This window comes from Psychrobacter sp. CX90 (genome assembly GCF_057396305.2).
In genome coordinates this window covers 2,600,897-2,625,940 of sequence record NZ_CM182008.1, presented here as the reverse complement: position 1 = coordinate 2,625,940, position 25,044 = coordinate 2,600,897, and the positions used below count along the sequence as shown (strand labels likewise).

The 25,044-nt window shown below is 41.3% G+C and carries 17 protein-coding genes and 2 tRNA genes; 10 read left to right on the top strand and 9 right to left on the bottom strand.

Going from position 1 to position 25,044, the window contains the following annotated elements; all coding sequences use genetic code 11:
- The first annotated feature begins 481 nt into the window (after nt 1–481).
- Nucleotides 482–1,582, top strand: a complete 1,101-nt coding sequence (locus AC2SLN_RS10465) for an FUSC family protein (RefSeq protein WP_486549212.1) — start codon at nt 482–484, stop codon at nt 1,580–1,582.
- A gap of 289 nt (nt 1,583–1,871) precedes the next feature.
- Here AC2SLN_RS10465 and aroE read toward each other — a convergent pair whose 3' ends face one another.
- Nucleotides 1,872–2,666, bottom strand: coding sequence for a shikimate dehydrogenase (aroE, locus tag AC2SLN_RS10460; protein ID WP_486549241.1), 795 nt, complete (start codon nt 2,664–2,666; stop codon nt 1,872–1,874).
- Nucleotides 2,667–3,192: 526 nt separating this feature from the next.
- Here aroE and AC2SLN_RS10455 point away from each other — a divergent pair.
- Both AC2SLN_RS10455 and AC2SLN_RS10450 read left to right on the top strand, forming a co-directional pair.
- The gene (locus tag AC2SLN_RS10455) at nt 3,193–3,876 is read left to right on the top strand and encodes a hypothetical protein (protein ID WP_486549211.1); all 684 of its coding nucleotides are present in this window, start codon (nt 3,193–3,195) and stop codon (nt 3,874–3,876) included.
- A gap of 176 nt (nt 3,877–4,052) precedes the next feature.
- Nucleotides 4,053–5,024: an aminotransferase class IV gene (locus AC2SLN_RS10450; protein ID WP_486549210.1), complete on the top strand. Its 972-nt coding sequence runs from the start codon at nt 4,053–4,055 to the stop codon at nt 5,022–5,024.
- Nucleotides 5,025–5,086: 62 nt separating this feature from the next.
- Here AC2SLN_RS10450 and AC2SLN_RS10445 read toward each other — a convergent pair whose 3' ends face one another.
- Nucleotides 5,087–5,857 carry a DpnI domain-containing protein gene (locus tag AC2SLN_RS10445; RefSeq protein ID WP_486549209.1) on the bottom strand — a complete coding sequence of 257 codons (771 nt, stop codon included), beginning with the start codon at nt 5,855–5,857 and terminating at the stop codon, nt 5,087–5,089.
- Nucleotides 5,858–5,973: 116 nt separating this feature from the next.
- Between AC2SLN_RS10445 and mltG the strand changes: the two genes are divergently transcribed.
- A complete protein-coding gene (mltG, locus tag AC2SLN_RS10440; RefSeq protein WP_486549208.1) occupies nt 5,974–7,272 on the top strand; it encodes an endolytic transglycosylase MltG in 1,299 nt (432 codons plus the stop codon).
- On the top strand, nt 7,272–7,904 hold the full coding sequence (gene tmk / locus AC2SLN_RS10435) for a dTMP kinase (RefSeq protein WP_486549207.1): 633 nt from the start codon (nt 7,272–7,274) through the stop codon (nt 7,902–7,904). The genes mltG and tmk overlap by 1 nt, the downstream gene beginning before the upstream one ends.
- Nucleotides 7,905–8,254: 350 nt before the next feature.
- On the opposite strand, the gene AC2SLN_RS10430 is transcribed toward tmk, so the two are convergent.
- On the bottom strand, nt 8,255–10,351 hold the full coding sequence (locus AC2SLN_RS10430; RefSeq protein WP_486549206.1) for a cation:proton antiporter: 2,097 nt from the start codon (nt 10,349–10,351) through the stop codon (nt 8,255–8,257).
- A gap of 1,126 nt (nt 10,352–11,477) precedes the next feature.
- On the opposite strand from AC2SLN_RS10430, the gene AC2SLN_RS10425 reads away from it, so the two are divergent.
- Nucleotides 11,478–12,878, top strand: coding sequence for a Do family serine endopeptidase (locus tag AC2SLN_RS10425; protein WP_486549240.1), 1,401 nt, complete (start codon nt 11,478–11,480; stop codon nt 12,876–12,878).
- Nucleotides 12,879–13,357: 479 nt separating this feature from the next.
- On the opposite strand, the gene AC2SLN_RS10420 is transcribed toward AC2SLN_RS10425, so the two are convergent.
- From AC2SLN_RS10420 to AC2SLN_RS10410, 3 genes are all read right to left on the bottom strand, one after another.
- Nucleotides 13,358–13,433, bottom strand: a tRNA-Glu gene (locus tag AC2SLN_RS10420).
- A gap of 145 nt (nt 13,434–13,578) precedes the next feature.
- Nucleotides 13,579–13,654 (bottom strand) — tRNA-Ala (locus AC2SLN_RS10415).
- A gap of 306 nt (nt 13,655–13,960) precedes the next feature.
- The gene (locus tag AC2SLN_RS10410) at nt 13,961–14,848 is read right to left on the bottom strand and encodes a pirin family protein (RefSeq protein WP_486549205.1); all 888 of its coding nucleotides are present in this window, start codon (nt 14,846–14,848) and stop codon (nt 13,961–13,963) included.
- Between the two features lie 407 nt (nt 14,849–15,255).
- Here AC2SLN_RS10410 and AC2SLN_RS10405 point away from each other — a divergent pair, with 407 nt between their 5' ends.
- Nucleotides 15,256–15,759 carry a YgjP-like metallopeptidase domain-containing protein gene (locus AC2SLN_RS10405; protein ID WP_486549204.1) on the top strand — a complete coding sequence of 168 codons (504 nt, stop codon included), beginning with the start codon at nt 15,256–15,258 and terminating at the stop codon, nt 15,757–15,759.
- A 228-nt stretch (nt 15,760–15,987) separates the two neighbouring features.
- On the opposite strand, the gene AC2SLN_RS10400 is transcribed toward AC2SLN_RS10405, so the two are convergent.
- Complete coding sequence (locus AC2SLN_RS10400; RefSeq protein ID WP_486549203.1) at nt 15,988–17,427, bottom strand: aminotransferase-like domain-containing protein; 1,440 nt, start codon at nt 17,425–17,427, stop codon at nt 15,988–15,990.
- A gap of 153 nt (nt 17,428–17,580) precedes the next feature.
- Here AC2SLN_RS10400 and AC2SLN_RS10395 point away from each other — a divergent pair, with 153 nt between their 5' ends.
- The gene (locus AC2SLN_RS10395) at nt 17,581–18,441 is read left to right on the top strand and encodes a DMT family transporter (RefSeq protein ID WP_486549202.1); all 861 of its coding nucleotides are present in this window, start codon (nt 17,581–17,583) and stop codon (nt 18,439–18,441) included.
- 325 nt (nt 18,442–18,766) lie between these two features.
- Here the strand turns inward: AC2SLN_RS10395 and AC2SLN_RS10390 are convergent, their stop codons facing one another.
- Together AC2SLN_RS10390 and gltX are read right to left on the bottom strand one after the other, a co-directional pair.
- Nucleotides 18,767–19,954 (bottom strand): acyl-CoA dehydrogenase family protein, encoded by a 1,188-nt coding sequence (locus AC2SLN_RS10390; protein WP_486549201.1) that lies wholly within the window; start codon nt 19,952–19,954, stop codon nt 18,767–18,769.
- A gap of 887 nt (nt 19,955–20,841) precedes the next feature.
- A complete protein-coding gene (gene gltX, locus AC2SLN_RS10385; protein ID WP_486549200.1) occupies nt 20,842–22,356 on the bottom strand; it encodes a glutamate--tRNA ligase in 1,515 nt (504 codons plus the stop codon).
- Nucleotides 22,357–23,135: 779 nt separating this feature from the next.
- Here gltX and rsmH point away from each other — a divergent pair.
- Nucleotides 23,136–24,128 carry a 16S rRNA (cytosine(1402)-N(4))-methyltransferase RsmH gene (gene rsmH, locus AC2SLN_RS10380; protein WP_486549239.1) on the top strand — a complete coding sequence of 331 codons (993 nt, stop codon included), beginning with the start codon at nt 23,136–23,138 and terminating at the stop codon, nt 24,126–24,128.
- A 154-nt stretch (nt 24,129–24,282) separates the two neighbouring features.
- On the top strand, nt 24,283–24,951 hold the full coding sequence (ftsL, locus tag AC2SLN_RS10375) for a cell division protein FtsL (RefSeq protein WP_486549199.1): 669 nt from the start codon (nt 24,283–24,285) through the stop codon (nt 24,949–24,951).
- The last annotated feature ends 93 nt before the right edge of the window (nt 24,952–25,044 follow it).

Genomic DNA, 25,044 nt, shown 5'->3' with positions numbered 1-25,044 from the left:
CTAATTATGAAAAATTCCCATTATGAAAACTATTATTCATGAGTTACATACGTACTGATAGAAATTAGTTATAATATTTTATCATGATGTTTTAAATACCGATATTGCTCACAAGCGTTTAATTTTAAACCGCTAAGTGGCTATTCATATCATAATTTAAGCCCTGACAGAAATAACGTCGAAGGTTATAATGATAGTGCTAACCCAAAAAATCTACCGTATCCAACGCTTAAGCCATCCTAATGGGGTGGCTTAAGGTGTTATGGTTGGCAGAAAGACTTATAGGTTTATTTTTATCCTGATGCCTTTTTTATAATCTGCTTAAGGTCTCTATAAGTAGCTTAAATTCATCACATTGAGTGAAATAGAAAGAGGGTGCGTTTTTAAACAGGTTTCAGGGTATGAACGCTTTTGAATTAAGTATCAACCTAAATTTCATAATTTCATAGTATTCCTAATCTAAATTGTGACCCCCTTTATTATGCCTAAGAGCCGTTTAAAACAACTTGCCAGTCGAGAAGTCGCCCATCTTTTTACCATTCAATCGAGTGATAGGCCGTGGCACCTTGTGGTGGTTGCAGGGGCAACTATTAGTCTGACCATTTTCGCAGGTGCTTTAACCGGGGAGCTACCGACGGGCATCCTTGCGTCACTTGGTGCGATGATTATCTTAAACCAACCAAGCAATGGGAACTTGGTGCAGCGCCAAAGCCTGTTATTTCTATTAGGTGTGGTCATGAGTCTAAGCTTTGGAATGGGTATGTTTGCACAAGTTTTACCGGAGCTTAGGCTGCCTATATTGGGGATGGTGGTGTTGTGTTTGGTTATTTTAGGACGATATTTACGTCTACCGCCGCCGGGGTGTTTGTTTATAATGATGGCGAGTGTTATCGCTTTATTTATGCCAGTCTCATGGGAAGATATTCCTTCAAAAATAGCCATAGTCGCTGGAGGCAGCGCATGGGCGTGGTTTACGGCCTTGCTTTATAACGTATTTGTGGTTCGCCCAGAGTCGCAGCATGCAGCACCAAGTTGGGGTTATGAAAAGGGGCTGTTGACTGAAAGTGTGATTGTTGCCGTGTTTGTATTGCTCTCATTAGAAGTCGGGTTATTGCTTAATCTTTCATACCCGTATTGGGTGCCAGTCAGTTGCTTCATCATATTACAAGGTATGCACCTGCGTACTATGTGGATTAGGCAGTTGCATCGCATTTTAGGTACTGCCTGTGGTGTATTTATTGCGTGGTTTTTATTGGCGATGTCACTGCCCCCAGTCGGTGTGGCAATAGCCTTATTCCTGATGTTTTTATGGATTGAGACTATGGTTGTGCGTCATTACGGGCTGGCCGTTGTGATGGTTACACCGCTGACTGTTTTTATTGCTGAATATAGCCGAGATACTCAAAACGTGCTGGCTGATGTGGGCGTTATGTCTTATCAAGGGATCGTACAAGCCAGATTCATTGATACCTTATTAGGATGCTCTATTGCATTAGTTGGTGGGTTAATCATGCATTCAACGTGGTTAAGAAAACCATTAATGATATTGGAATCTAAGCTTATCAGTGATAAGAAGGAGTGAGAATAAACACCAATCAAAAAAGTAAGGCTTTTGCTAGGGCGTGGCGTTAATTACCGTAATTTGCATTTTATGGGTAAAAAATGGCTAGATTGCCGGTATACTTTGTCTGATTTTAAGCAGATATGCCGCTATTTTTTCTTTAAATCATTACCGCGCATAACCATAAATGCATGGCAATATGACCAAATACATTCAAGACAGAATAACTTAGGGTTAGACTATGACTATGCCTATGATAAGCCTGAGCCGAATTTAACGCCCTCTCTAACCTAACGTCATGGCTAAGGCTCTATAAAGATAGTGTATCCACTCGCCTTCCTGTCCATCGCTCGAAACTAAGTGCGGCTTGACCCATCAACATGCCATATCCATCAGAGGTTTGCGCCTGCAATGCGTGGAAGTGATTTAAAAAGGGTAGGTCGCGACCATACATCATGTCATAAGCATAGCTGCATTCTAGAGCTCTTGATAGGGGAAGCGTATCAGCTGATAGTCCGATAGATGTGGCATTGATAATAAGGTCAAATCTACCTTCGAGTTCATGAATGGTACAGGCAGTTGGTTGAATCGCAGCAATCTGAGGATGAGCATCGCCCAGCTCATTAATCAGCTTATCTGCCTTACTTATCGTACGATTGGCAATAGTAAGTTGGCTTATTCCTGCCTCGACTAACGGTAAAACAACGCCACGGCATGCACCGCCCGCACCGATGATAGCCACCTTAGCGCCCTTTATAAGCCAATCTAACTGATACAAATGATTGACTAGACCTTGTCCATCGGTATTATCACCATAAATATTACCATCTTTAAGCATCAAGGTGTTGACCGCACTAGCAACCTGAGCATGAGGAGAAAGACCGCCACGTTCAGCGCAAAATTGGTAAGCCATTTGTTTAAAAGGTACAGTAACATTTGCACCCACACCGCCACCATTAAAAAAAGCTTCAACCACTGCGATAAAGCTCTCAGAGTTATCAGGGCAATATTGCTTTGCGTAGCGAATATGCACACCAGTTTGTTTCGCAAATGCTTTATGGATAGTAGGGGATTGGCTATGGGAAATAGGGTTACCAATAACCATAAAGTGATGAATTGCAGTTTGCGGGTCTAGGTAACGCTTGTCTTCACGCTGTTCATTAAATAAAGAATTTGGGATAGACTGCTCGGCTTGTGGTGTAGAGTGTGTCATGGTTCTCTTACATTCCTTGGGTTGTACCGTCAAAGTAATTTGAAACGGTCACTCTATTCTATTGACCTCGGTTACTGTATCAGCTTTAATTAAAAGCAGTTATATTTAATAGCGATTATCTATAATTAGTTGGCTTAGCCCATTTTAGACTACTTTAACGGTAACAGTCTCTAGTGTATGCACAGTTTTACCGAGCCAGTGCTATCGTTTATAGTCGTCATTTATATCAGCGGTTTTATTATAACAAAGTTGCCATTCTATAGAGAGCTCTCTGTAATATTGAGTAGGCTTTGCATACTTTTTCCACTATGCAGTTACCCCAGTTTTATATAAACTAAGCACTTGCTCAAGCAATGAGTGTTGATGACCCAAGAACTAGCTCAACGACACAATTAAATGTATGTAAAAAGGTGAGTGAATGATTTCTGCTATAGCAACACAGTTTAGATTAAAAAACTTTGCTGTCGCTCGTCTGAGTGTACTCGGGTTGGCAGCGTGCTTATTTTTCACAGGGTGCAGTCAAACAGAATCTACCGCGCAAGAACAAGAACTGGCTGAACAAGCACTGCCAAGCAGTCGGAAACAAAACGATGCATCTACAGCGAACAGCGATGTAAAAAGTAGCGACAATGCCGAGAGTAAACCTGAAGGCAAGCCAGTTAGTTATGATGTTCAGAGCTGGAATAAAGGTAAAGTTGAGCACTTTAGTATTGATGATATTGATAAAATGAAACGTATATTTGGTAAAGTGGCAGTAACTGATGAGAATAGTTTAGATTACGCTAGCAATATTGCCACCAAATATCGCTTTATGAAAGGCGAAGATCCCTATCTCGACATTATTGATTCGACAGAATACTTAGAATATGGGTGGTATTATGCTAACCCTGATGATTCGGATGCCGAAAAAGAAATAAGCATCAATCACGCTAAAAAAGCCTACTTAGCGGCTCAGGGTTTGATGGGCCCAGAGGGTGCAAAGGTAGTTGAAAACATGCTAGCTGGCCAAATTATCAAAGATAAGGAGGTGGGTTCACAGCAAGTTGCTTTGGCAAAATGTGAGTTTTATAGTTGTATGCTGATCCTCAAAAAATCTGTTTAGTTGTCTAGACAAACCGTACTATATAGTCGAAAAATTAATTTAAACAAACTGATTTAAATCAAGTCATTTAAAAAGCTAGTCTAAAACAGTCATAGGGCAATTGAGCACATATAGTCCGTGTTTAGAATGACGTTGATTATCGTCACAGTAGTTTAGTCTTTTATAAGGAAGTACACATGTTGCAGACCATGAAGTGGTATCAGTTAGAGGATACTGGCGTGGTATGCACCCTTCCTGCCCCAAACCAGCCATCATTGCTGTCGCCCAGTTTAAGAGGACTTGCATATGGAGATGGTTTTTTTACCACGATGGGTGTTTATCAAGCTCATATATTGTGGCAAGACTACCACAAGGCTCGGTTGAACCACCATCTAAACGCCCTCTATTTACATCTTACCTCTGAGCGTCAGCTGGGTCTTTGGCTTGCCGTCACTGAGCTTGCTGATAGTATTGAGCATGGCCTGATTAAAGTCATTGTGACTCGTCAACAGCAACACTTGCGGGGTTATGCGCATTCTTCAAAACTATCTGAGAATAACTGCCATGTTTGGATAGGCGTTAAGTCCACTCAGCCACTTGCCACTCAAACAGCTGATTTTTTAACCCGTTCTACTGATTCTTTAGGTCATCGTCTATCTGTGAATTCTGGCAAAGTTGTTTTGCAGCAACCCTCTATTGTAGCCACATGTTTAGACGCACAGTTGGCTTGTTTGCCACCGTCTTTAGCCGGTATCAAGTCATTGAACTGCTTAGATAGTGTGCTGATAGCTGGCGAGCTTGAGCAGCGTAAACTAGCCTATCCCGATCTTGCTGAAGGGCTAGTACGAGATATGACCGGCTCATGGGTAGAAGGGGTAATGAGTAATGTGTTTTATCAGCTCAACGGTGGGGCTGAAGGGGAATGGTACACCCCACCGATTGTATCATCTGGTGTGAACGGGGTCATGCGTCAAGTGATTATGGATGAAATGGACTCATCAGGTGCGCCAGCTCAAGAACGGATCTTAAGGGATGAAGATTTACTAAATTTAAAGGCGATGTTCTTTTGTAATGCGGTGCGGGGTGTTATTCCTGTGCGAGAGTTGGTTTTGTTATCGGGTCAGTTGTTGGACTTATGTTTAGATACCTTTCCATTTAATGAGCTCTGATATCAGACCAAACTCCGATATTTTCACAATTGAACCGTTAGCTCAGCTTAAGTCCTCTATCTTTAATAAAAATAGTCCAGTTTACGGTAGTGCCCATTCCCTAGAAATTCGATAATACCTTTATCTCGTAATACCTGAAGTTGTTGACGAATTTTAGCGTGAACATTGTTATTGTTTGGATGACGCAATTTTAAATGGTCGCTAAATTCGTAAGCTTGTTTAAGCGTAAAGCGTTCAGGCAGCTTATCCACGCACTGCATCACATCCATAGTCCATCCGCGGTTTGATATGGTTTGTTGGCGTAAAAACGTGCATTTTTGAAATAGCTCAATAACATTAGCGCGCTTAATGACTTGTTGGTTCTTTACCAAAAAAACTTTGCCATATTCGGGCACTTGACGTAAATCAATATTACAGCCAACCCAACCTGCCCGTTTTGCGGTGGGTAATAGGGGTGGACGTTTGATAATGATTTCTGGAGTAAAAAAATGCTTTGGAATAATTAGAAAGTTGTTAATGTAATCTTTAGAATAAGTTAGGAAAAAGAAGTTGGGATTCTCGTTACTATTGATGCGGTCAATCATGGTGGCGTAAGCACCATCATTGATTATTAAGCTGAGTTTGGCTTTTTTGCTTTTCAGTTCAAACTGTTCATTACAGGCTTTACAATAAAAGTCTGCCACAGGTCGATTATTGGTAAATTTACTTAAGGGGTCATTTCCGCAATTTGGACAATAACCACACTTATTTACCCAATCTTCGCTAAGGACACGAATAATTTGGCTTGCAGATTTATAGCCTTTGGCTAACTGTTTATTGAACGTTAAATGCATAACCAAGCCCTAGTTTGAATATAAAAGACAGTTAAAAGCAATACGTAAAACGAATGCCCATTGAATAAGTACCTATTCAGTGCTAAATTCTAGCAAAAGTTTATTTGCGAGTGGACATGAGTAATTCTACCTCTAATACCCCAAATTCAGAACATAATAAACCCGATGATAATGCATTACAGGGTAATAAACCGACATCCGAGGGCCAAAAGCCGATAACGGATGATACGGTACATACCGATGTATCCATTATCTGTGGCGAGCAATCAACGCATAAGAAACCTTCCTCTAGTAAGTCCTCTGGCCCGACATCAAAGCGAAGCTACCAAATAATGCTTGTCTTAGGCCTTATGGCGGCGTTTGTGCTGGCTATGGGCTATCAAACTTTATTTGGTCATGCAAAGCGAGCGGCGGGCGATGTGATTGTGGAGGAAGGTCAGAGTTATTACGGGTTTTTGCCTCAGTTTCAGCGTGATGTGCCTTTGTTTTCAGCGAATCTCGCCAAACTATACATTAGGTCTGTTAATACGCCTTTGCATGCAGGTACATATGAAGTCCCTGAAAACGCCAACTTAGTGCAATTGATGGAGGTGTTTAAGGAAGGCCCGAAGGTTGAAGTAGTGACGGTACAGATCATTGAAGGCAAGACTGCGGCTGACCTATATAAAGCCTTGGCAAGCAACGACAGCATTACGTTAAAAGTGTTAGAAGCTGACGGTACGCCAAAGGCTAATTTTAAGCAGCTTTTGGGTATTGATGCTTTTACCCCTAATGGAGAATTTTCAGATAATTTGGAAGGGTGGTTTACGCCAGATACTTATTATTATAACCCAGGGGTAACAGACAAGCAGGTATTAACAGATTTATACCAAAATCAACAAGAAGCCTTAGCTGAAGCGTGGGAAAATCGTGCAGAGGGGCTGCCTTATCAAACGCCTTATGAGGCGTTGATAATGGCGTCTATTATTGAAAAAGAGACCAGTATACCTAGTGAGCGTGAGCTGGTGTCAGCTGTATTTGTGAACCGTCTCAAAAAAGGGATGCGCTTACAAACCGACCCGACCATTATCTATGGCATGGGCAAGCGCTATAATGGGGATATTAGGCGTCAAGATATTAATGAAAAAACAGCCTATAATACCTATCAAATAGAGGGGTTACCTCCCACCCCAATTGCGCTACCCTCTCATGCGTCCATCAAGGCTGCAATGCACCCCGCCGAAAGCGATGCCTTATATTTTGTGGCAACAGGTACGGGTGGGCATAAATTTACCAATACACTCGCTGAGCATAACAAAGCAGTGCAGGCGTACCTTAGTGTGATGCGAAATAAAAAGACTGAGTCAGAATCTGACACAACGACTGAGCCACAATTACTTCAGGATAACCCAGAAACGACACAGGTCATTAACTAATGCAAGCTGGCAAATTTGTTACATTTGAAGGCACCGAAGGCGTGGGTAAAAGCACGGCCATTAATTATCTCTGCCAGCGATTAACGCATGAGGGAATACCTTTTGTTCGTACTCGTGAGCCAGGCGGTAGCCCATTTGCTGAGCAATTGCGCGCGCTATTACTAAACCCAAATACTGATATTGAGGCTGATACTGAGTTGCTACTGATGTTTGCAGCACGTAGTGACCACTTACATAAGGTAATTATGCCCGCTCTTGACACGGGAAAATGGGTAATTTGTGATCGTTTTACTGACTCATCAGTGGCTTATCAGGGTTATGGACGTGGTAAAGGAGAGGCACGTGCGCTGCAAAAAATTCAAAGCTTAATAAGCCATTTTGTTCCGCGTATGCCAGATACTACTTTATGGCTTGATTTACCCGTTAGGCTAGGAATGGAGCGAGCGGGTAAGCGCAGTGAAGCAGATAGGTTTGAACAAGAAGCCATTGCCTTCTTTGAGCGTGTTTATCAAGGTTTTAAAGCGCAATATGAAGCGGAGCCAACTCGAGTGCATCGCGTTGATGCCAGCGGTAATGAGCAACAAGTAGGCCAACGCATATGGGAAGTTGTGCAGTCACCTTTATGGCAATAAATGACTCTATGAGTAAGTCGGGTTTGAATTGTTACGTTAGTGATAAATTTTTGCTTTAATAGGGCGCATAAAAAAGAGCAACCCCTTGGCTGCTCTTTTTTTATGGACTTAAGTTGGGCTCTCATTTGCTATAGTCAAAGAAGTCTAAAATGGTTACAAGGCAACCGAGTGCAAGTACTACTAGAGTAGGCTTAACGAGGTTAACACTGTAACCGTTTAGTAGTTCGCTGACTATATATTCCCATTTACATACCCACGCTATGATTAAGCGCTCCAAGCTAGACTTGAGTATCTAGAATTGAGTCACTAGACTTCAGTACCTAGGCACGCCAAACCTAAAAGCTATTTAATTAAGGTTTTTTATCAGCTTCCATCTTACGTGCCAATGTATCTGGCAGGCGTTCAGGGTCTAGCGAGCCATCTGATTGCTTTGGCGCTTTTGAGTTACCGTTCACACTTGATGGCGTTGATTTCACTGCCTTGGCCTCTGGTTTGGGAGCTTTTAGCTGCTTTTCCAGTTGTTTCTCAGTGGCATAAATAGGATCATAAACTTCTTGTGCCAGTCCTTTAGTCGCTCTTCTCTCTGGTGCTTTAGAGGCTGCATCAAATTGAGCGTCAGCCATCGCTCTGGCCTGTTCTTGTTTGTTGGTTACATCCACAGGCTTTGGTTGAACGTCATCTTCAATGACCAGTGCAACCAATTTTCGGTCACGTGGTATCTCATTGTCAAAACTGTCTGTAATGACAAATAATCGCCCTTCTTTGTCTACAGTATAAAGAGGAACAAACTGCTTATTATCAGCTCGATACTGACTATAGCTATAGCTGTCAGTAATATTGGTAATTTTTATACGTGCTTTTTTAGATAGCATACTTGCCATCTTGGTATAGGTGGCGTCTTTACCAAATAACCAGCGCGACTTGTAGTTCGATTTTTTCTCTTCCCGCTCACTTTTAGACTTATCATCAGTAAATTTTAATCGGAAAACGTGCCGTTCACCAAATTCATGACGAAAATGAAGCTCACTTAACGTATTCATCTCTTTATCGGTACTCATAGCGAATAAATTACCAATACCAATAAAGTCTAGATGACGGTCAGCATGGTCAGAGATGGGGTTACCAAAGTAGGTGCGCAGTCCAGCCATGCGTGCTTTTGCAATATTTGTATAGTTATTATGTGCTACCAATACCTCAAAGCCTTGTTCTCTAAGTGATTCAGCAACCAATAGCGCCACTGGGTTTGAGCCCACAATCAATACGCCGTTACTTTCAGGTTCACGTACGCCTAATATATTGCCTATCATTTTGGCGCCTAAGCCCTGAATAAGTACCGTACCGATAATAATTATAAATACAAGCGGTACAAGCAGTTCAACCCCTTGAATATCATATTCTTGCAAACGAATGGCAAATAACGAGGAAATGGCGGCAGCAACAATACCGCGCGGGCCAATCCAGCTAATCATAAGCTTTTCGGTAAACTTAAGGTTTGAGCCTATCGATGATGCCCAGACGGCAAGTGGCCGAGCTATGAACATAACAACAGCGAGTAATATTAGACCTTGGAAACCAACACTTAGTAGGTTATCAAGCTGCACTCGAGCCGCCAGTACAATAAATAAAACTGAAATTAAGAGTACCGTGAGGGATTCATTAAATTCTAATATTTGGTCACGTGGAAAACCTTTCCAGTTGGCTAAAGCGACACCCATAACGGTTACGGCAAGTAGACCCGACTCATGTTCTAAATGGTTTGAGAGTGAAAATAAAACCAAGACAAACGCCAACGTAAAGACATTGTGCAAAAATTCGGGAAGTAAGTGCCGTTTAATAAGGTTCGCTAATACAAAGGCACCGAACATACCTATCGCACACGCAATGACAACGATTTGTAAGAATAAGAAGATACTATTACCCTGACCGCCAGAAATGATGTACTCGTACACCAATACCACCGCAATTGCACCCACAGGATCAATAATAATGCCTTCCCATTTTAAAATGTTAGAGATGGTTTTATTGGGTCTGACACTGCGTAGTAATGGCATAATGACAGTGGGGCCGGTCACACATACCAGTGAGCCAAATAATAAGGCAATAAGTGGGTCTACATCAAAGAGTATATAGGTGGCGAGTGCTACTATAGCGATTGTAATTAGAACGCCAGTGGAAACTAACCCTTGTACCACTTTACCATGTTGCTTAATTTCATCGAATTCAAGCGTCAGTGAGCCTTCAAATAAAATAATGGCAACACCGAGTGAAATGAATGGAAACAACAAGTCGCCAAGAACAGCATCTGGATCAAAATAGCCCAAAATAGGGCCAACCAAAATACCAATCAGCAATAAAAATAAAATAGACGGTTGTTTCAAATACCAAGCAAGCCACTGGGCAGCAATGCCAAGTCCAACTACGCCAGATAAAAGTAAGGCGGTATCCATGAAAAGGTCCTTGTATTTATGACATCATCACGATGTGGTTTTATATCAGCATACGCGTAGCTATTTTGATATGTAGACAATTCATAGCTAACAAGTTACTGACATACTTCAAATTTCTCTTCAAGCTCAGTATAGATTTCACGTCTCAAAAAGACGACATTTAATATGAGACAACTCATTTTAGATATTGAGGTCTATAATTAATACGGTTGCAAATTAAGGGTCATGTCGTAGCAGTTTTCGACGAGACTATTAAAAGGCTAAGCTCCAAAATAAAAGTCTAAGCTCTAAAAATAATAAAGCCTAGTAATTACTAGGGCGTATTGAGTATTTGCCAATAGGCATTACCAAGTAAATAAGACCGCCTAAATAGGCAATACTTATCTTAAAAGAGATAAACTCTAATCTATTCATAACGAATATTAAAGCGCATTCTGCCACCTATTCCAAATTTAAGATTGGGATATTAGCAGTAATAAAAATCGCAAAATACACATCTACCAAGTTAAATGATAGCGATATATGATGACGGCAAATTGACAGAATACCTTAAATACAAGCTAAAATCAGCGCTTAGTGCATGTTATTATATCACGATATAAACAAGTACATTTATGCGCATGTTTGGCATACGTAGATGACATAGCCTCTATAAATAAAGGCACAAATAAGCGTAATTATTGATGTAGTTAACTAAACAACTAACAGTTGTAATTAATGTGTGTGATTCATCTGATATACATGCTTTTGATATATAGAGATAGCAGAATAATTGACGAGTGGGTTTAATTAACATCTCAAACACGCATATAGTTCTCCAAGCTTAAATCTTATAGGACAACATTTCTACAGCGTTGAAAAGAATGAAGGCAAGAAACAATGCAAAGACAGAATGATGCCAAGAATAATCACAAGAAAGATGCCAGTTTAGTTGATGGTTGACCCGACTTATTTAATTTTAAAAAATCAGTATAACGATATTTATATAAAATCAAGGATACTTTTCATGACTAAAATTACCCACAACTCTGATGTCATAAGCCACCGTGTAGACAAATCTATTAAGTTAAAACCATGGTTAAGTAATGAATTTAAACCCTTAGAGTTATTTCAGTCACTTAAACAAATGAGTGCATCTGGGCTTATTGTCCTCAGTACTATGGGGGCCTTACCTGTAGCACTGTTGCCAACTCAAGCGACTGCCGCTGTGAGCGCAACTGACTTCTCTGAGTTGGTTGAGCAAGTCACGCCTGGCGTTGCCCGAGTGAATGTGACCAAACAAGTCAGTGAAGCCGAGCTGGCGAAGGCACAAACTGCTGAACTGCTACGTCAATTTTTTGGTGATAGAGTTCGTATTCCAAAAAGCCAAACTGCTCCCGCCATTGAAAGGGCCTATGGCACTGCTTTTTTTGTTACTGCTGATGGCTATATGCTGACCAATCACCATGTGGTTGAAGGTGCAGATAAGATAACCATTACTTTGAATGATCGGACAGAGTATGACGCCACCTTGGTAGGCAGTGATGAGCGCTCGGATGTCGCTGTTTTAAAGGTTAAACCAAAATCGGGAAGGCTGTTTCCAGCATTACCTATAGGAAATTCAAATACGTTAAAAGTAGGCGAGTCAGTATTAGCGATTGGCTCGCCATTCGGGTTTGACTACTCCGCATCTGCAGGTATCGTCAGTGCAAAAAGCCGAAACTTTTCTCGGGATACCAGCGTCCCGTTCATCCAAACCGATGTGGCGCTAAATCCGGGTAATTCAGGCGGTCCATTATTTAACCGCCAAGGACAGGTTATTGGTATTAACTCGCGTATTTTTAGTGGTACAGGCGGCTATATGGGATTATCATTCTCTATCCCGATTAATGCCGCAATAGACATTTATGAGCAACTTAAAAATACCGGTGAAGTATTACGCCCTTATTTAGGTGTGTTTCCACAAGATATCGACCGTAATTTAGCGGAAGCCTATGGCTTGAATAAACCACAAGGTGCCCTACTGATTAAAGTAACGCCAGACTCTCCTGCGACAAAAGCAGGGCTTAAATCAGGTGATATTATCACAGAGTATAATGGCAAAACGATTATTGAGTCTGGCGATTTAGTAAACTCTATTAATCGTGCTAAGCCAGGTGATGTGTTTAATGCCACAGTACTCAGAAAAGGTAAAACCCTACAGGTTTCAGGGAAGCTTAGCTCAGCGCCTAGCGACGAGACTTCCGACGTCATGGACAAAACCAGTAATAGCCAAGTGAGACTGGGTCTGCGTCTACGTGAATTGGCGGCAGCTGACTTAGCCGCACTTGGCGGAAATGGGGTGTTAATAACCGCAGTTGACCCTACTGGCTTGGCTGCACGTGCTGGCTTGCAAGCAGGTGATGTCATTACAAACTTACATCAAAAGCCTATTCAAAGTATCAGTGACTTTAAAGGCGCTTTAGAGCAGCTGCCTGAAAAAGGGGTAGTAACCATTGAGGTGGTACGTCAAGGTATTCCAGCGATCATCGGTTTACGCATTGAATAAGCGAATGGTTAGCGCAGTTAGGGTGATGGTTTAATGTTTTAGAGTTTAGAACCTGTATTCAAAATCTACAATGGTATGTTTTTGGCTAAATTGCCTAAAAACCCCCTAACTTTAGCTTACGGATACAGGGTGTTAGTATTAGATAAAGGGTCTTTCTAGTGTCGTAACAACTAGGGGTATCTCTTATTCGCTCATCTGGCTCATGAACAACTTGAAAATAACATTCGCTTTGTTGGAATGGCTTAGGTGACATGCTATTTAAGCAAATATGCTATCTAACCTACCTAACTAACTATGAGTACATGTCTGGGAATATATATTGGGTTAGATGTCATGATTTTGCCATCTTTTCTCGCCACTGATATTTCTGAGAAGGATTGAAAGAGATAGGTTAGAGACGCATAAAAAAACACCCAATCGGTCTGATTGGGTGTTTAGTGTTGATAGCCTTTAATAAAAAAAGATAGCAACCGAATAAGTGGTATCCCGTAGGGGATTCGAACCCCTGTTACCGCCGTGAAAGGGCAGTGTCCTAGGCCTCTAGACGAACGGGACACAAAATCATGTAAACATGAAATAGTTTTATAACGTAAGGTGCTGACATCTATTAAAAATAAATGAGCGTTGCCTAGGTGCTTACGTTAGTGCCGCTGGTAGTCAGAGTAATATAAATTATGAGTACCAACTATTCTTAACTTATTGGTGGAGCTAAACGGAGTCGAACCGTTGACCCCTTGCATGCCATGCAAGTGCTCTACCAACTGAGCTATAGCCCCTCTTTAAGAGTTGGCGTATTTTATGCAAGTAGGGGCAAGTTGTCAATACCTTTTTTCAAAAAGGCGTAAATATTTCAGTTTTTTTAGCGATTATTATTTTTGCTCCCCAACTACTAGAGGTAAAAATGAAAAGAGGCCGTTAACTGTAGCGACCTCTTTCTATCTCTCGTTCTTGTTGCTGAAAAGCTTGTTACTACTTGTTTGTTACTTAAAAGTACTTTAAGTCATGTGCTGTTAATGAACACTCTCATTATTGAAGATGGGCTTTCAACTTTCAAAGAGTAAGTTTAAATATCAGTATCAAAATTATGCCCCTTCACCAAAACGACCTTCTTGGAAGTCAGTAACGGCTTGCATAATCTCTTGCTGACTGTTCATCACAAATGGTCCGTACTGAGCAATAGGTTCCCTCAGCGGACGACCAGTAATGAGAATTACTTTTGTGTCGTCATTGCTGTCGGCCTCAATGACAATGCCATCAGCATTGGCATCATTTTTCAATATGGCCATATTTTTAACGGGTACTTCTTTACCTTCAATGTTGGCACTGCCACGATAAACAAAAGCAAACGCATTATGATTCGCAGGGATATGGTGACTGAAGCTTGCCCCGGCTGGTATATGGATATCCAAATAAGTAGGCTCAGTAATATCACGACTTACTGCGCCTTCTACACCATGCGACTCACCAGCAATAACCGTCACTTTGGTGCCGTTTTCTGTTTCAAATTTTGGCAAGTCGCCATCTTGGAAGTCTTTATACCAAGGATCATTCATTTTATCTTTAGAAGGTAGATTTAACCAAAGTTGGAAGCCTTCCATTTCTCCATCTTCTTGTTCGGGTATCTCAGAGTGAATGACTCCCCGAGCAGCCGTCATCCATTGTACGCCACCGTTTTCAAGTAACCCTTCATTACCTGCACTATCTTTATGGCGCATACGGCCAGTTATCATATAGGTAATAGTCTCAAAGCCACGGTGTGGATGGCTTGGAAAGCCAGCAATATAGTCATCTGGATTATCGCTTTTAAAGTTATCTAGCATGAGGTACGGATCAAGACGCTGTTGTAGATTCTGAGTCAAGACACGGGTTAGTTTAACCCCAGCACCATCTTGGGTTTCCACACCTGCATATAAATGCTCAACTTGGCGAGGATGAGTTATATTTACGCTATTGTTAATTGTATTAGTCATTACCATCTCCTGATGTTTGATTATGCTAATTATTTGATAGCTAATGGTATGAAATTCAAGGGTTAAGAATGTTCTGGTTCTGTTAGTGTTTAGTTTATATTGTAAAGATAGCATAATCATATGAGCTATTAAATTAAGATATATTTATAAATAGCATTCTTTTTTACAATCATTATTTTAGATTGGGCTATTTTGATAAAATAACACTACGCCAGTTAAATAAGGCTGACTTAAAATTTAAATAGGTGATGACTAATTATCATTTATTCGTTGGCAGTACAGTCGTCAAAGAGACATCGTAAAGAACCCCAAACTGTTATAAAATTGACAAAATTCTGTTTGATTCTTAAGTTCTATTAAAAGTAAGTCAGCTTAAGGCAATTTAGACAAAAATAAAGGATCGCCCCTTGACCGCATTAAAATACATCGCCCATTATCCTACGCACATACAACATCAAGCAAAGCGACTTATTAGAGATGGGAAGTTAGGCGCTTATTTACAACAGCAATATGCCGATACCTTTAGTTATCCTCACCCCATACAAAGTGATAAAGCACTGTATGAGTATGTGAACGACCTTAAAAACAGCTATCTAGGCAAAGTCGGAACATTGACTAAAGTCAGCTATAACAGCAAGTTATCAGTACTCAAAAATGCGCTCGGCATCCATACCCATCAATCGAGAGTGCAGGGTAGTAAGCTCAAGGCGCATAACAGTATCACGGTGGCGAGTGTCTTTAAAGAAGCGCCATTAGAGTTCTTGCAGATGATTGTGGTACATGAGTTAGCCCACTTTAAAGTGAGTGATCATAATAAAGCGTTTTATCAGCTGTGCTGTCATATGCAACCTGACTATCATCAAGTCGAGCTGGATACAAGACTTTGGTTATTGTGGCGGGAGTTGCAATAGCAAACGAGTAACGAATAGAACCAGGGTACAGCCAGTCGCTCCATAAATAATAACCAGTCGCAGACCATTTTAATTTTGCGTAAGATCTAATAATATAGGACTTACGCACGAGTAGCTATTATGGCAACTGGTCATCGCTTATGAATCCTCGAAGTTTAAAATGGTTACAAGGCAACCAAGTGCAAGTAGCAATAGGATACGGGAGTAGGCTTAGCAAGGTTAACCCTGTCACCGTTTAGTCGTTCGCTGACTATGGTCAAACTCTTTAATAACCTGAGCCAATACCTTATAAATTTCAGGATTAATCGATTGCGCAATATTAAAGCGCATAAAGTTATCACAGCTTTGGGTGTGGCTAAACGCATTACCGGGTGCTAATACTAGATTGTGATGCAATGCTCGTTTGGCTAGTTCCGAGGCACTAATATGCTCAGGAAGACGACACCATAAATAGATGCCCGCTTGTGGCAGCAACCAAGGTACTATGTCTAATTCAGCCAATCGTTTGACCGTCTGCTTGCGAACCTGATTTAGGCGACCATGAAGAGAATGAATGTGTTTGGCATAGCCACTATGTGTCAATATAGAAAAAATAACAGATTCTGTTAACTGACTGCCACTAAAGCCAGTAGCAATCTTTAAATCGACCAGCTCATCTATCACATCTTCATGAGCAGCTATAAAGCCGCAACGTAATGATGCCGAAATGGTTTTGGAAAAGCTACTGATATAAAATACATTTTTAAGCCCATCAAGTGCGGCTAATCTTGGTGCGGGTGGTAGTTTAGGGTTAACAACCTCAAAATCAGCAAAAATATCATCTTCAATAATATACAGTCCAGCATCTTGCGCCAACTTAAGCACCTGATACGCTGTACTAGGGGATAATGTCGCACCGGTAGGATTGTGAATCGTCGCATTGGTAATATACAAGCGCGGTTTATGCGTTGTTAAGGCTGTCGCGAAAGCTTTAATATCGGGTCCAGATTGCGTATAAGGCACACTAATAATATTGACTCGATGTGCTCTTAGCATGGCATTAAAATTAAAATAACAGGGATCGTCAACGATGACCGTATCGCCAGCAGTTAAGAGATAACGACAAATTAGATCAATCGCTTGTGTCCCTGATGCGGTTAACATCACTTGCTCAGGTACAGCTTCAATGCCCAAACCTGCCATACGCCGTACCAAATAATGCCTTAATTCTGGCAATCCTAAAGGTGTGGCGTATTCGCCAATCACATTAGAATCTGCTTTAGCCGCTTGACGCAACCCTCGGCGCATACCCTCTTCATACAACCAGTCAGCAGGTAGCCAGCCACAGCCAGGCTTCATAGAGCTGTCATCAGTTTCTAATGATTGTCGTGATATCCATAGCGGGTTTACTACTCTCTCAAGATTGGGCGCCATTTTTGCTAAAGACAAGAGGGGCGCGCTATCCACCACATAAAATCCTGCTCCAGCTTTTGAATAAACCACTCCGTCAGCAACCAAACGCTCATACGCTTCAGCCACTGTAGAAGGCGAAACCTTGTGTGTTTTGGCAGTCGCTCGGATAGACGGTAAGCGAGTGCCAGGCAGATAGCTGACGGTGGCTATTTTTTGTTTGACGTCCGCCATAATCTGTTCGATAAGTGTCGATGGAGTGGTGGTATCTGATGACATATTTTAATGACTACTTTTTTTGAAAGCGTAAGATTAGAACTGTATGGGTAGTTAACACCAAACAGTTTAAGTGTCATTGTACTGGATTGTCTGTCGTTTAAGTCACAATAATTTGTTGTAATGGTGCTCCGAATGTAGAGGAGACATTTGACAATGAATGAACAAACTGCTGGATGGATAAATGGCTTTATTGGCGTGGTTATTTTTGCAGGCTCGCTACCTGCGACTAGAGTGGCAGTAATGGATTTCGACCCTGTATTTTTAACCACGGTACGAGCGACTATTCCTGCTTTGATAGGCGCGATTGTGTTAATAGCATTAAAACAAAAAGTGCCCACTAAGCAATATCTTGCTTCTATTATTCTGACAGCTTTAGGCGTGGTGGTCGGCTTTCCACTCCTTAGCGCTTTGGCTTTGCAACACATTACCTCGGCACATGCCATCGTCTTCTTAGGAATACTACCGCTATTGACGGCTATCTTCGCAGTGGTGCGAGGTGATAAACGTCCCCCAATGTTGTTTTGGGGATTCGCACTGTTAGGCAGTGCCTTTGTGGCAGGGTTTGCAGCTCTCAGTGAAGGACGTACTTCAATGATTGGGGGTTTGTTAATGCTAGGGGCAGTCGTAACCTGCGCTATGGGTTATGCCGAAGGCGGAAGATTAACCAAAATATTTGGTGGTTGGCAGGTCATCAGCTGGGCCCTTATTGTCTCTTTGCCTATTATGTTGCCACTGGCTATTTTTACCCGTCCACACAGTCTTGAGAATGTCAGTATTGACGGCTGGCTTGGTTTAGGATATGTCTCACTGTTTAGTATGTTTATTGGATTTATATTTTGGTATCGCGGCTTGGCACAGGGCGGCATTGCGGCAGTTGGCCAATTGCAACTATTACAGCCTTTTATGGGTTTAATGTTAGCGTCATTACTGCTTCATGAAACAGTGAGTTTAAGCATGATAATCAGCACATTGGGTGCTATTGCGTGTGTGGCAGGAGCTAAACGCTATGCCTGATAAGGTAAGAGTTTCACTCGGTTTAAATGTCAAAAGGAGTTACAGCTAAATCTGCATTAGATACTAAGATTGGCTGTAAAATACTAAAACAATAGGCAATAAACCCTCACGTTCCGCTACCGCAAAACTCATGTTTTTATTGATTGACACTAAGCAATAGAAAAATAGTGCAAATCCTATCTAAAAAACGTTTTTCATTGGCCTAAAATTGCAGGGTAACTTTCAAACCCTTAAGTAACTTTCAAACCCTTAGATGCTGTCTTGCTTTTAATTGTTTCATTGTGGAAGCTCATGTTTGAAATATTTTAATAGGCCCAGTTAAAAGTCATGCTCGAAACATAGGGCTAGGTGGCTTTAAACCAACATAGGCCATTCCAGCTAGGGTCATCCAGTGCGGTTGAAGCATACCGTGTTGTAAAACAGCATGAATATCTCGGTGAGCTTTTTCAATCTTATTTATCTTATAGAGGGAAGCGGTACCTGCAACATCAAATAATTCGGACACCATTGAGCGAGCTTCTCTAGCGGCTTCAACGGCAGATGCCCATACGTCGGCAAGCTGTTCATCGGTATAAGTAATATTATTTTGAGCACATTCCCACAATGTTGAGACGCTATTATGCAATTGCAGACGGTTTGATGACAGTAGCGCTTTACTTTTGGCAATGGCCGTTTGCACCCTTTCACGGTCGCGTAAATCTGGCTTGTTACCAGTGGTTACCTTTTCGAGACATATGTGTACTAAGGCATCAATAGCACCTTGTAAAACGCCTAAGGCTATGGCCGAACATCCTGCAGCATTGATACAGGCAAAAGGTAGGCGGCTATATGCACTATCAATGGCTAGTGGCCGGTCAAAATCAATAACATGATTAGGTTTTACAAAAGCATTATTGACCACTATGTCATGGCTACCTGTCCCTTTTAATCCACCCACCTGCCAGGTGTCTATTACTTTTACCTCTTCTTTGGGCACAAAAAACCACTTTAAGTCCGCCCCTGCACCTATGTTATCAGCCATAGGCTCTTCCTGTGTGCTAATCAAACAACGTAAGATAAACCAATCTGCGATCTCACATCCAGACACAATACTCCATTGGCCAGATACTCTAAAGCCACCCGTCACTTGTTGAGCAATACCGTGTGGATTACCTGCATTGGCTACCGCATGAGTCGATGCACTAAATATCTCATGCAGGCTCTTTTCATCCAAATAACGACCTAAAGCAGCTGATGTATGGCTATTCCAAACGACCCAAGCAACTGAGGCGTCCGCACTTGCCAGTGCTTCAAAAACCTTTAACGTTTCTACCGGAGTGTCTGCCCACCCCTCTAAAGATTTTGGCAAGCCCATTTTAAATAAGTTGTATGCTTTAAGCTTTTCGACAATAGGCTGAGCGATTTTCCTTTGGTTTTCAGTGGCTTCAGCGTACGTTAAGATTAAATCACTAAGCTCTTGGGCGTATTCAGTGGGTAGTTTTATCTTAGATGCTTGTGAAGGTAACTTATTCATACTTTTTCCTTGAAATAGTATGTTGAGGGCTCAAGTTGAAATTGACGGTCATGACAATAAAGAGCGTTTAAGACTGAGTTTTAAGTTCCTCTTAATATTATCAATAATATTTAAAACTAAGGTTACATAAAACAAAAGTAATTTAAAAATAAAGTCTTGTATTACACACGTAACCAACACTTTTTAAAGGAGAGTTTTTCGAATAGATAAAGGAGAGTTTTTGATATAAATGGGACAAACCTAAGTAAGAAGGTATGATTGAATATTTAAGACTTTTAAAAAGATTTAAATGCGGTCTTAAGTGCCTGATTTTTATATGCTTCAAATTTTTCTAAGAGTTGGATACAGTCTAACTGTATATATATTTCGCAATGACTAGTTGATATCGCGATTTAATAGGTTAAACAAAAGTAAAGATACAATATGCATATATAAGGACGGCACTAAAAAATACATCGACTCTTTCGAACCAAGATAATTTAATGCTTAAAGGATGATCAGAAGCTAAGCTTTTATTGAGTAAAAACGTAACTGTGCTAAAAGAAGCTAAGCTCATAATGCCTAATACTATAATGTTTACTAAGGATATTTCTATGACCCCGAATAAACACAGGTGAAACAGTACTAAAACTAGAAGCAAAATCATTTATTTACCAATTTAGAAGGAAGATAGAGTATTTATATATTACCTTACTAAATTTAAGTTTTGCTAGTTTAATACGTGTTTTTTTCAAATTTGTTTTTTAAAGATAAATATTGTTACTCGTTGAAACGTAATTATGTGCGTATGACTAGCAAAAATCATTACCTATATTCATAGATGATCCCTGCTAGCTGCTAGCATAGCGGTTTATCTATATTGTTATCTACAATATAGTGTCTACTAATTAATCAACCAAAAAATCAGGCAATTCAGCTGCCGTCTTCTCAAGTTTTTTAAGTTTCTTCTTGCCCAGTCCGCCCAAGACTTCAATGCCATGACGCAGGCGAGCCATGGTCATATCCGCACCGATAATGTACATTGAGTTCATCACGGGTGTTGAGGAAGTGCTACCCGCAATGGCGATAAAGAATGGCGCCATCATGTCACGCAGTTTTATATCAAGTGCCGCACTTAAGCCTTTTAACGTTTTAAAGATATTGTCTTCCGTCCACTCTGGTAGCGTCTCAAGCTTCCATGTCGCAAATTGCAGTATCTCAATAATTTGCTCTTGGGTCAGTGTCTTGTGCTCAAAGTCCTCAAGCTTAATATCTGGTAAGTTTTGGAAGTAGAATCCACCCCAATTGACCGCATCGGATAACAAATGAATACGGGGCTGAATGGCTGCTGCAATAGCGGTTAGCTTGTCTGAATCACTGGCCCACGCTAAGATTTTGTCTTTTAGCTGCTCAGGGGTTAGCTGACGTAGATACTCCGCGTTCAACCAATGTAGCTTTTCAATATCAAATATCGGACCGCCCAAAGACACACGGGTAATGTCAAAGCTTGCAATCATGTCCTCAAGGGTAAACTGTTCTTCCTCATTGGGCATGGAGTAGCCCATACGACCCAAGTAATTGAGCAGGGCTTCAGGCAACACGCCAGCATCTCGGTAATAAGTGATCGAGGTGGGGTTTTTGCGCTTAGATAGCTTTGATTTGTCAGGATTGCGCAGCAGTGGCATATGGCAAAGAACAGGCATGTCCCAGCCAAAGTAGTCGTATAACAGTTGGTGCTTCGGCGCAGAGTTGAGCCACTCTTCACCGCGAATCACATGGGTGATTTCCATCAGATGGTCATCCACCACATTGGCTAAATGGTAGGTTGGCAGGCCATCGGTTTTTAGCAACACTTGCATATCGACCTGTTCCCAAGGGATTTCAACCTCACCGCGTAGCATATCTTGTACGGTGCAGACCCCCTCTTTAGGCACTTTCATACGAATCACAAAAGGCTTACCCTCAGCCGCTAATTTGTCTGACTCCTCCTTGGGAAAGTCAGCGTAACGGCCGTCATAATGAGGGTTTTCGCCACGGGCGATTTGCGCTTTTCGCATCTCATCCAGCTCTTCTGGGCTACAGAAACAACGGAATGCATGGCCTTTATCCAATAGCTCCTGAGCATGCTGTTTATAAATCTCACTACGCTCACTTTGACGATACGGCGCATAGGGCCCGCCAATATCTGGACCTTCTGCCCAATCCAGTCCCACCCAGCGTAGCGCATCCAAAATCATTTGCTCAGACTGCTGGGTGGAGCGGATTTGATCAGTATCTTCGATACGTAAGATAAACTCGCCGCCATTGGCTTTGGCAAACGCTAAATTAAATAAAGCAATGTAGGCGGTACCAACGTGTGGAAAGCCAGTAGGCGAGGGGGCAATACGGGTACGAACAGGACGATTAGCAGTGATTTGGGTCATTATTTTCTCTTAAGTTATCTTAGAATAGAATGTTTTTATAGAAAATTTAGTCAGTCAATAGAGCGTTGTTGATATCGAAAATGAGCATTATTATAAACAGTTGCGATAAGGGAGACAGACGTAATTAGTATAATATATAGCTTCATTATAACAGGTTTGATTTATTGCTTATAACCTCCTCTAAAGGTGGTGATTGGCATTTGAAACGTTTAGATACGATATTTCATATATTTTTTAGTTAACTTTTATTGCGGTTCTTGACATGAAGACGTGGCTTGCGATAATGGCTAACTATATTAAGCGGTGTACTAAGCCATTAAGGCCATTAAGCAGTTTACTAAGCCGTTTCCTCATTCATACTACGTACCTGTTAGTAGTAGCGGCTAAAAATGGCCATATTTTGGCAAACTGTGTCTGACTTCTAGCTAATATACTTATATTTTCTACGAAATTATTCGTGGCTGATGACAATGTATCCTATACTTAGACTAATGATCTGAATGAGGACAAGCCCTAATATTATGAGTTTTATTTTAAATAGCGTAGGTTTACCTTTAATGAATGCCATACCTTGGAGTAGTGATTTAAAACGTGGTTAATCGAACGTCTCACTGCTTGAGTGTCCATTTGAAATTTTAAAAAATGAACTGATTTTTGCTGTATTTTTATTTTTACCTCCTACTGTATTTTACCTCCTATAAGGGAGCTTATTAGCCGTGACCGACTCCCAACTCTTGCCACCTAAGATTAGCCCGCACGATACATCGCAGCCAGACTCTATGTTACTAGACACCCCATCAGATATTGAATTTAGTCACGAGACTGTGTTGCTAAACGAGACTGTGGCGGCTATTTTAGGTGAAAGAACAATAACTGACAAAACCTCAAAACATTCCGGTATGTATGTTGATGCCACTTTTGGCAGAGGGGGACACAGTCAATTACTTTTGAAGTATTTATCAGATGAGGCCAGACTTTTTGTATTTGATAAAGACCCAGAAGCCATTGATGTGGCAAATGCATTGGCTCAAAGCGACAGACGTGTTACGGTGGTTCATGAGAGCTTTGCTAAGATAACTGAATGCTTACATGCACATGGTGTGGAGCATGTGGATGGTATTATGGCTGATTTAGGCGTTTCGTCTCCGCAGCTAGATGATGGTAGCCGGGGTTTCAGTTTTATGCGTGATGGCGACATTGATATGCGGATGGATACTAGCCGCGGGATGTCTGTTGGTGAGTGGTTAGAAACTGTAGATGAGGAAACGCTTGCCAATGTTCTTTATGACTTTGGTGAAGAGCGTCACAGTCGTCGTATTGCACGTGCTATTAAACAGATGGAACGATATACTTCCACGCTAGAGCTTGCAGAGACAATAAAGCACGCACATCCAAAATGGCAAAAAGGCAAACACCCCGCTACTCAAAGCTTTCAAGCGATGCGTATCTTTATCAATAATGAGCTAGGTGATATAGACAGTTTTTTAGCGCAGAGCTTACCGCTGTTGGCGCCTGATGGACAGTTGGCTGTTATTAGCTTTCACTCGCTAGAGGATAGACGCATCAAGAAGTTTTTGCAGCGTCACAGCCGTGGTCAGTACCCAGAAGATGAGAATCTGCCAATGCCATCGGTGCGTCCACGCTACTTCTCTAAACCTAAACGAATTGCACCAAGTAAGGCCGAAGTGGCGGTAAATAATCGTTCACGCAGTGCATGGCTGAGAGTGGCAACTCGAACGGATACTCCCTATAATAACGGTCTAGAGCATTGATGACTAGACGCAGTTAAACGTAATGATAGTGAAAAGTAATAATAATGGTTTAATATATTAAGATAATCTACAAACAAAATATAATGCTAATTTAAATAGCTCCGTAGAGTCGGTAAGTTAAGTCATCCAGATATTAAAAATGCTTGAGAAATTAATGATTAAGTTTTCTAAGTCTTCCAGAGCTAATAACGCTGCTCTTGCGTTGAGTTCGCCTCGCCATATGAATGAAGGGGTTAGCTCAAGCGCCACTTTAAGTGCCACTAAAAATGCCGGTAAACCTAAGATGAGTGTACAACACCGTAATAAAAATGCAGTAGACTCAGACTCGTTAGAAATAAGTGAGATTTTGACCAAACGTTATCGTGGTATCAGTTTGTATGGTGCGGTAATGATTTTACTTGCCATCGGTATTATTTGGACTGCGGTGTTAACAGCTGAGCAAGTACAGCAGTATCATCAAAGCTATATGTCATTGCAAAAAATGAAGGCTGAGCACCGTAAACTACAGATAGAAAATCAACGCTTAGTCATTGAGCAGCAAACCTTTAGTGCTACGCCGCAAATTGCCAGCCGTGCAATTACGGAACTTGGCATGTATTCGCCCACGACAAAAGATAAGCTTATCTTACAGCCTAAATCTATGCACGAATCCGCAGCTTCTAATGTGCCTTTAGAAAATGATTCAAGTCCAGTATCGAATGTAGAGCTTACGCCTAATACAGTATCGAATGCAGAGCCGAGTATAGAAACAATAGAACAGCCAAACACAGCGCCTGCTAATCAGGAAAATGTTACGATGCAGCAGGAGGCTAATAATGACTAAAAAGCCTACTAAACTGAGCCGTCGTAAAGATAAAGTAAGCCCTACTAAAAAAGCAACGGCCAAACAGGTTACAAATAAAAAAGGCATTTCTGG

Coding starts and splice junctions, on each gene's coding strand:
- AC2SLN_RS10465 (WP_486549212.1), top strand. CDS start 482: ATGCCTAAGAGCCGTTTAAAACAACTTGCCAGTCGAGAAGTCGCCCAT.
- aroE (WP_486549241.1), bottom strand. CDS start 2,666: ATGGTTATTGGTAACCCTATTTCCCATAGCCAATCCCCTACTATCCAT.
- AC2SLN_RS10455 (WP_486549211.1), top strand. CDS start 3,193: ATGATTTCTGCTATAGCAACACAGTTTAGATTAAAAAACTTTGCTGTC.
- AC2SLN_RS10450 (WP_486549210.1), top strand. CDS start 4,053: ATGTTGCAGACCATGAAGTGGTATCAGTTAGAGGATACTGGCGTGGTA.
- AC2SLN_RS10445 (WP_486549209.1), bottom strand. CDS start 5,857: ATGCATTTAACGTTCAATAAACAGTTAGCCAAAGGCTATAAATCTGCA.
- mltG (WP_486549208.1), top strand. CDS start 5,974: ATGAGTAATTCTACCTCTAATACCCCAAATTCAGAACATAATAAACCC.
- tmk (WP_486549207.1), top strand. CDS start 7,272: ATGCAAGCTGGCAAATTTGTTACATTTGAAGGCACCGAAGGCGTGGGT.
- AC2SLN_RS10430 (WP_486549206.1), bottom strand. CDS start 10,351: ATGGATACCGCCTTACTTTTATCTGGCGTAGTTGGACTTGGCATTGCT.
- AC2SLN_RS10425 (WP_486549240.1), top strand. CDS start 11,478: ATGAGTGCATCTGGGCTTATTGTCCTCAGTACTATGGGGGCCTTACCT.
- AC2SLN_RS10410 (WP_486549205.1), bottom strand. CDS start 14,848: ATGACTAATACAATTAACAATAGCGTAAATATAACTCATCCTCGCCAA.
- AC2SLN_RS10400 (WP_486549203.1), bottom strand. CDS start 17,427: ATGTCATCAGATACCACCACTCCATCGACACTTATCGAACAGATTATG.
- AC2SLN_RS10395 (WP_486549202.1), top strand. CDS start 17,581: ATGAATGAACAAACTGCTGGATGGATAAATGGCTTTATTGGCGTGGTT.
- AC2SLN_RS10390 (WP_486549201.1), bottom strand. CDS start 19,954: ATGAATAAGTTACCTTCACAAGCATCTAAGATAAAACTACCCACTGAA.
- gltX (WP_486549200.1), bottom strand. CDS start 22,356: ATGACCCAAATCACTGCTAATCGTCCTGTTCGTACCCGTATTGCCCCC.
- rsmH (WP_486549239.1), top strand. CDS start 23,136: ATGTTACTAGACACCCCATCAGATATTGAATTTAGTCACGAGACTGTG.
- ftsL (WP_486549199.1), top strand. CDS start 24,283: ATGATTAAGTTTTCTAAGTCTTCCAGAGCTAATAACGCTGCTCTTGCG.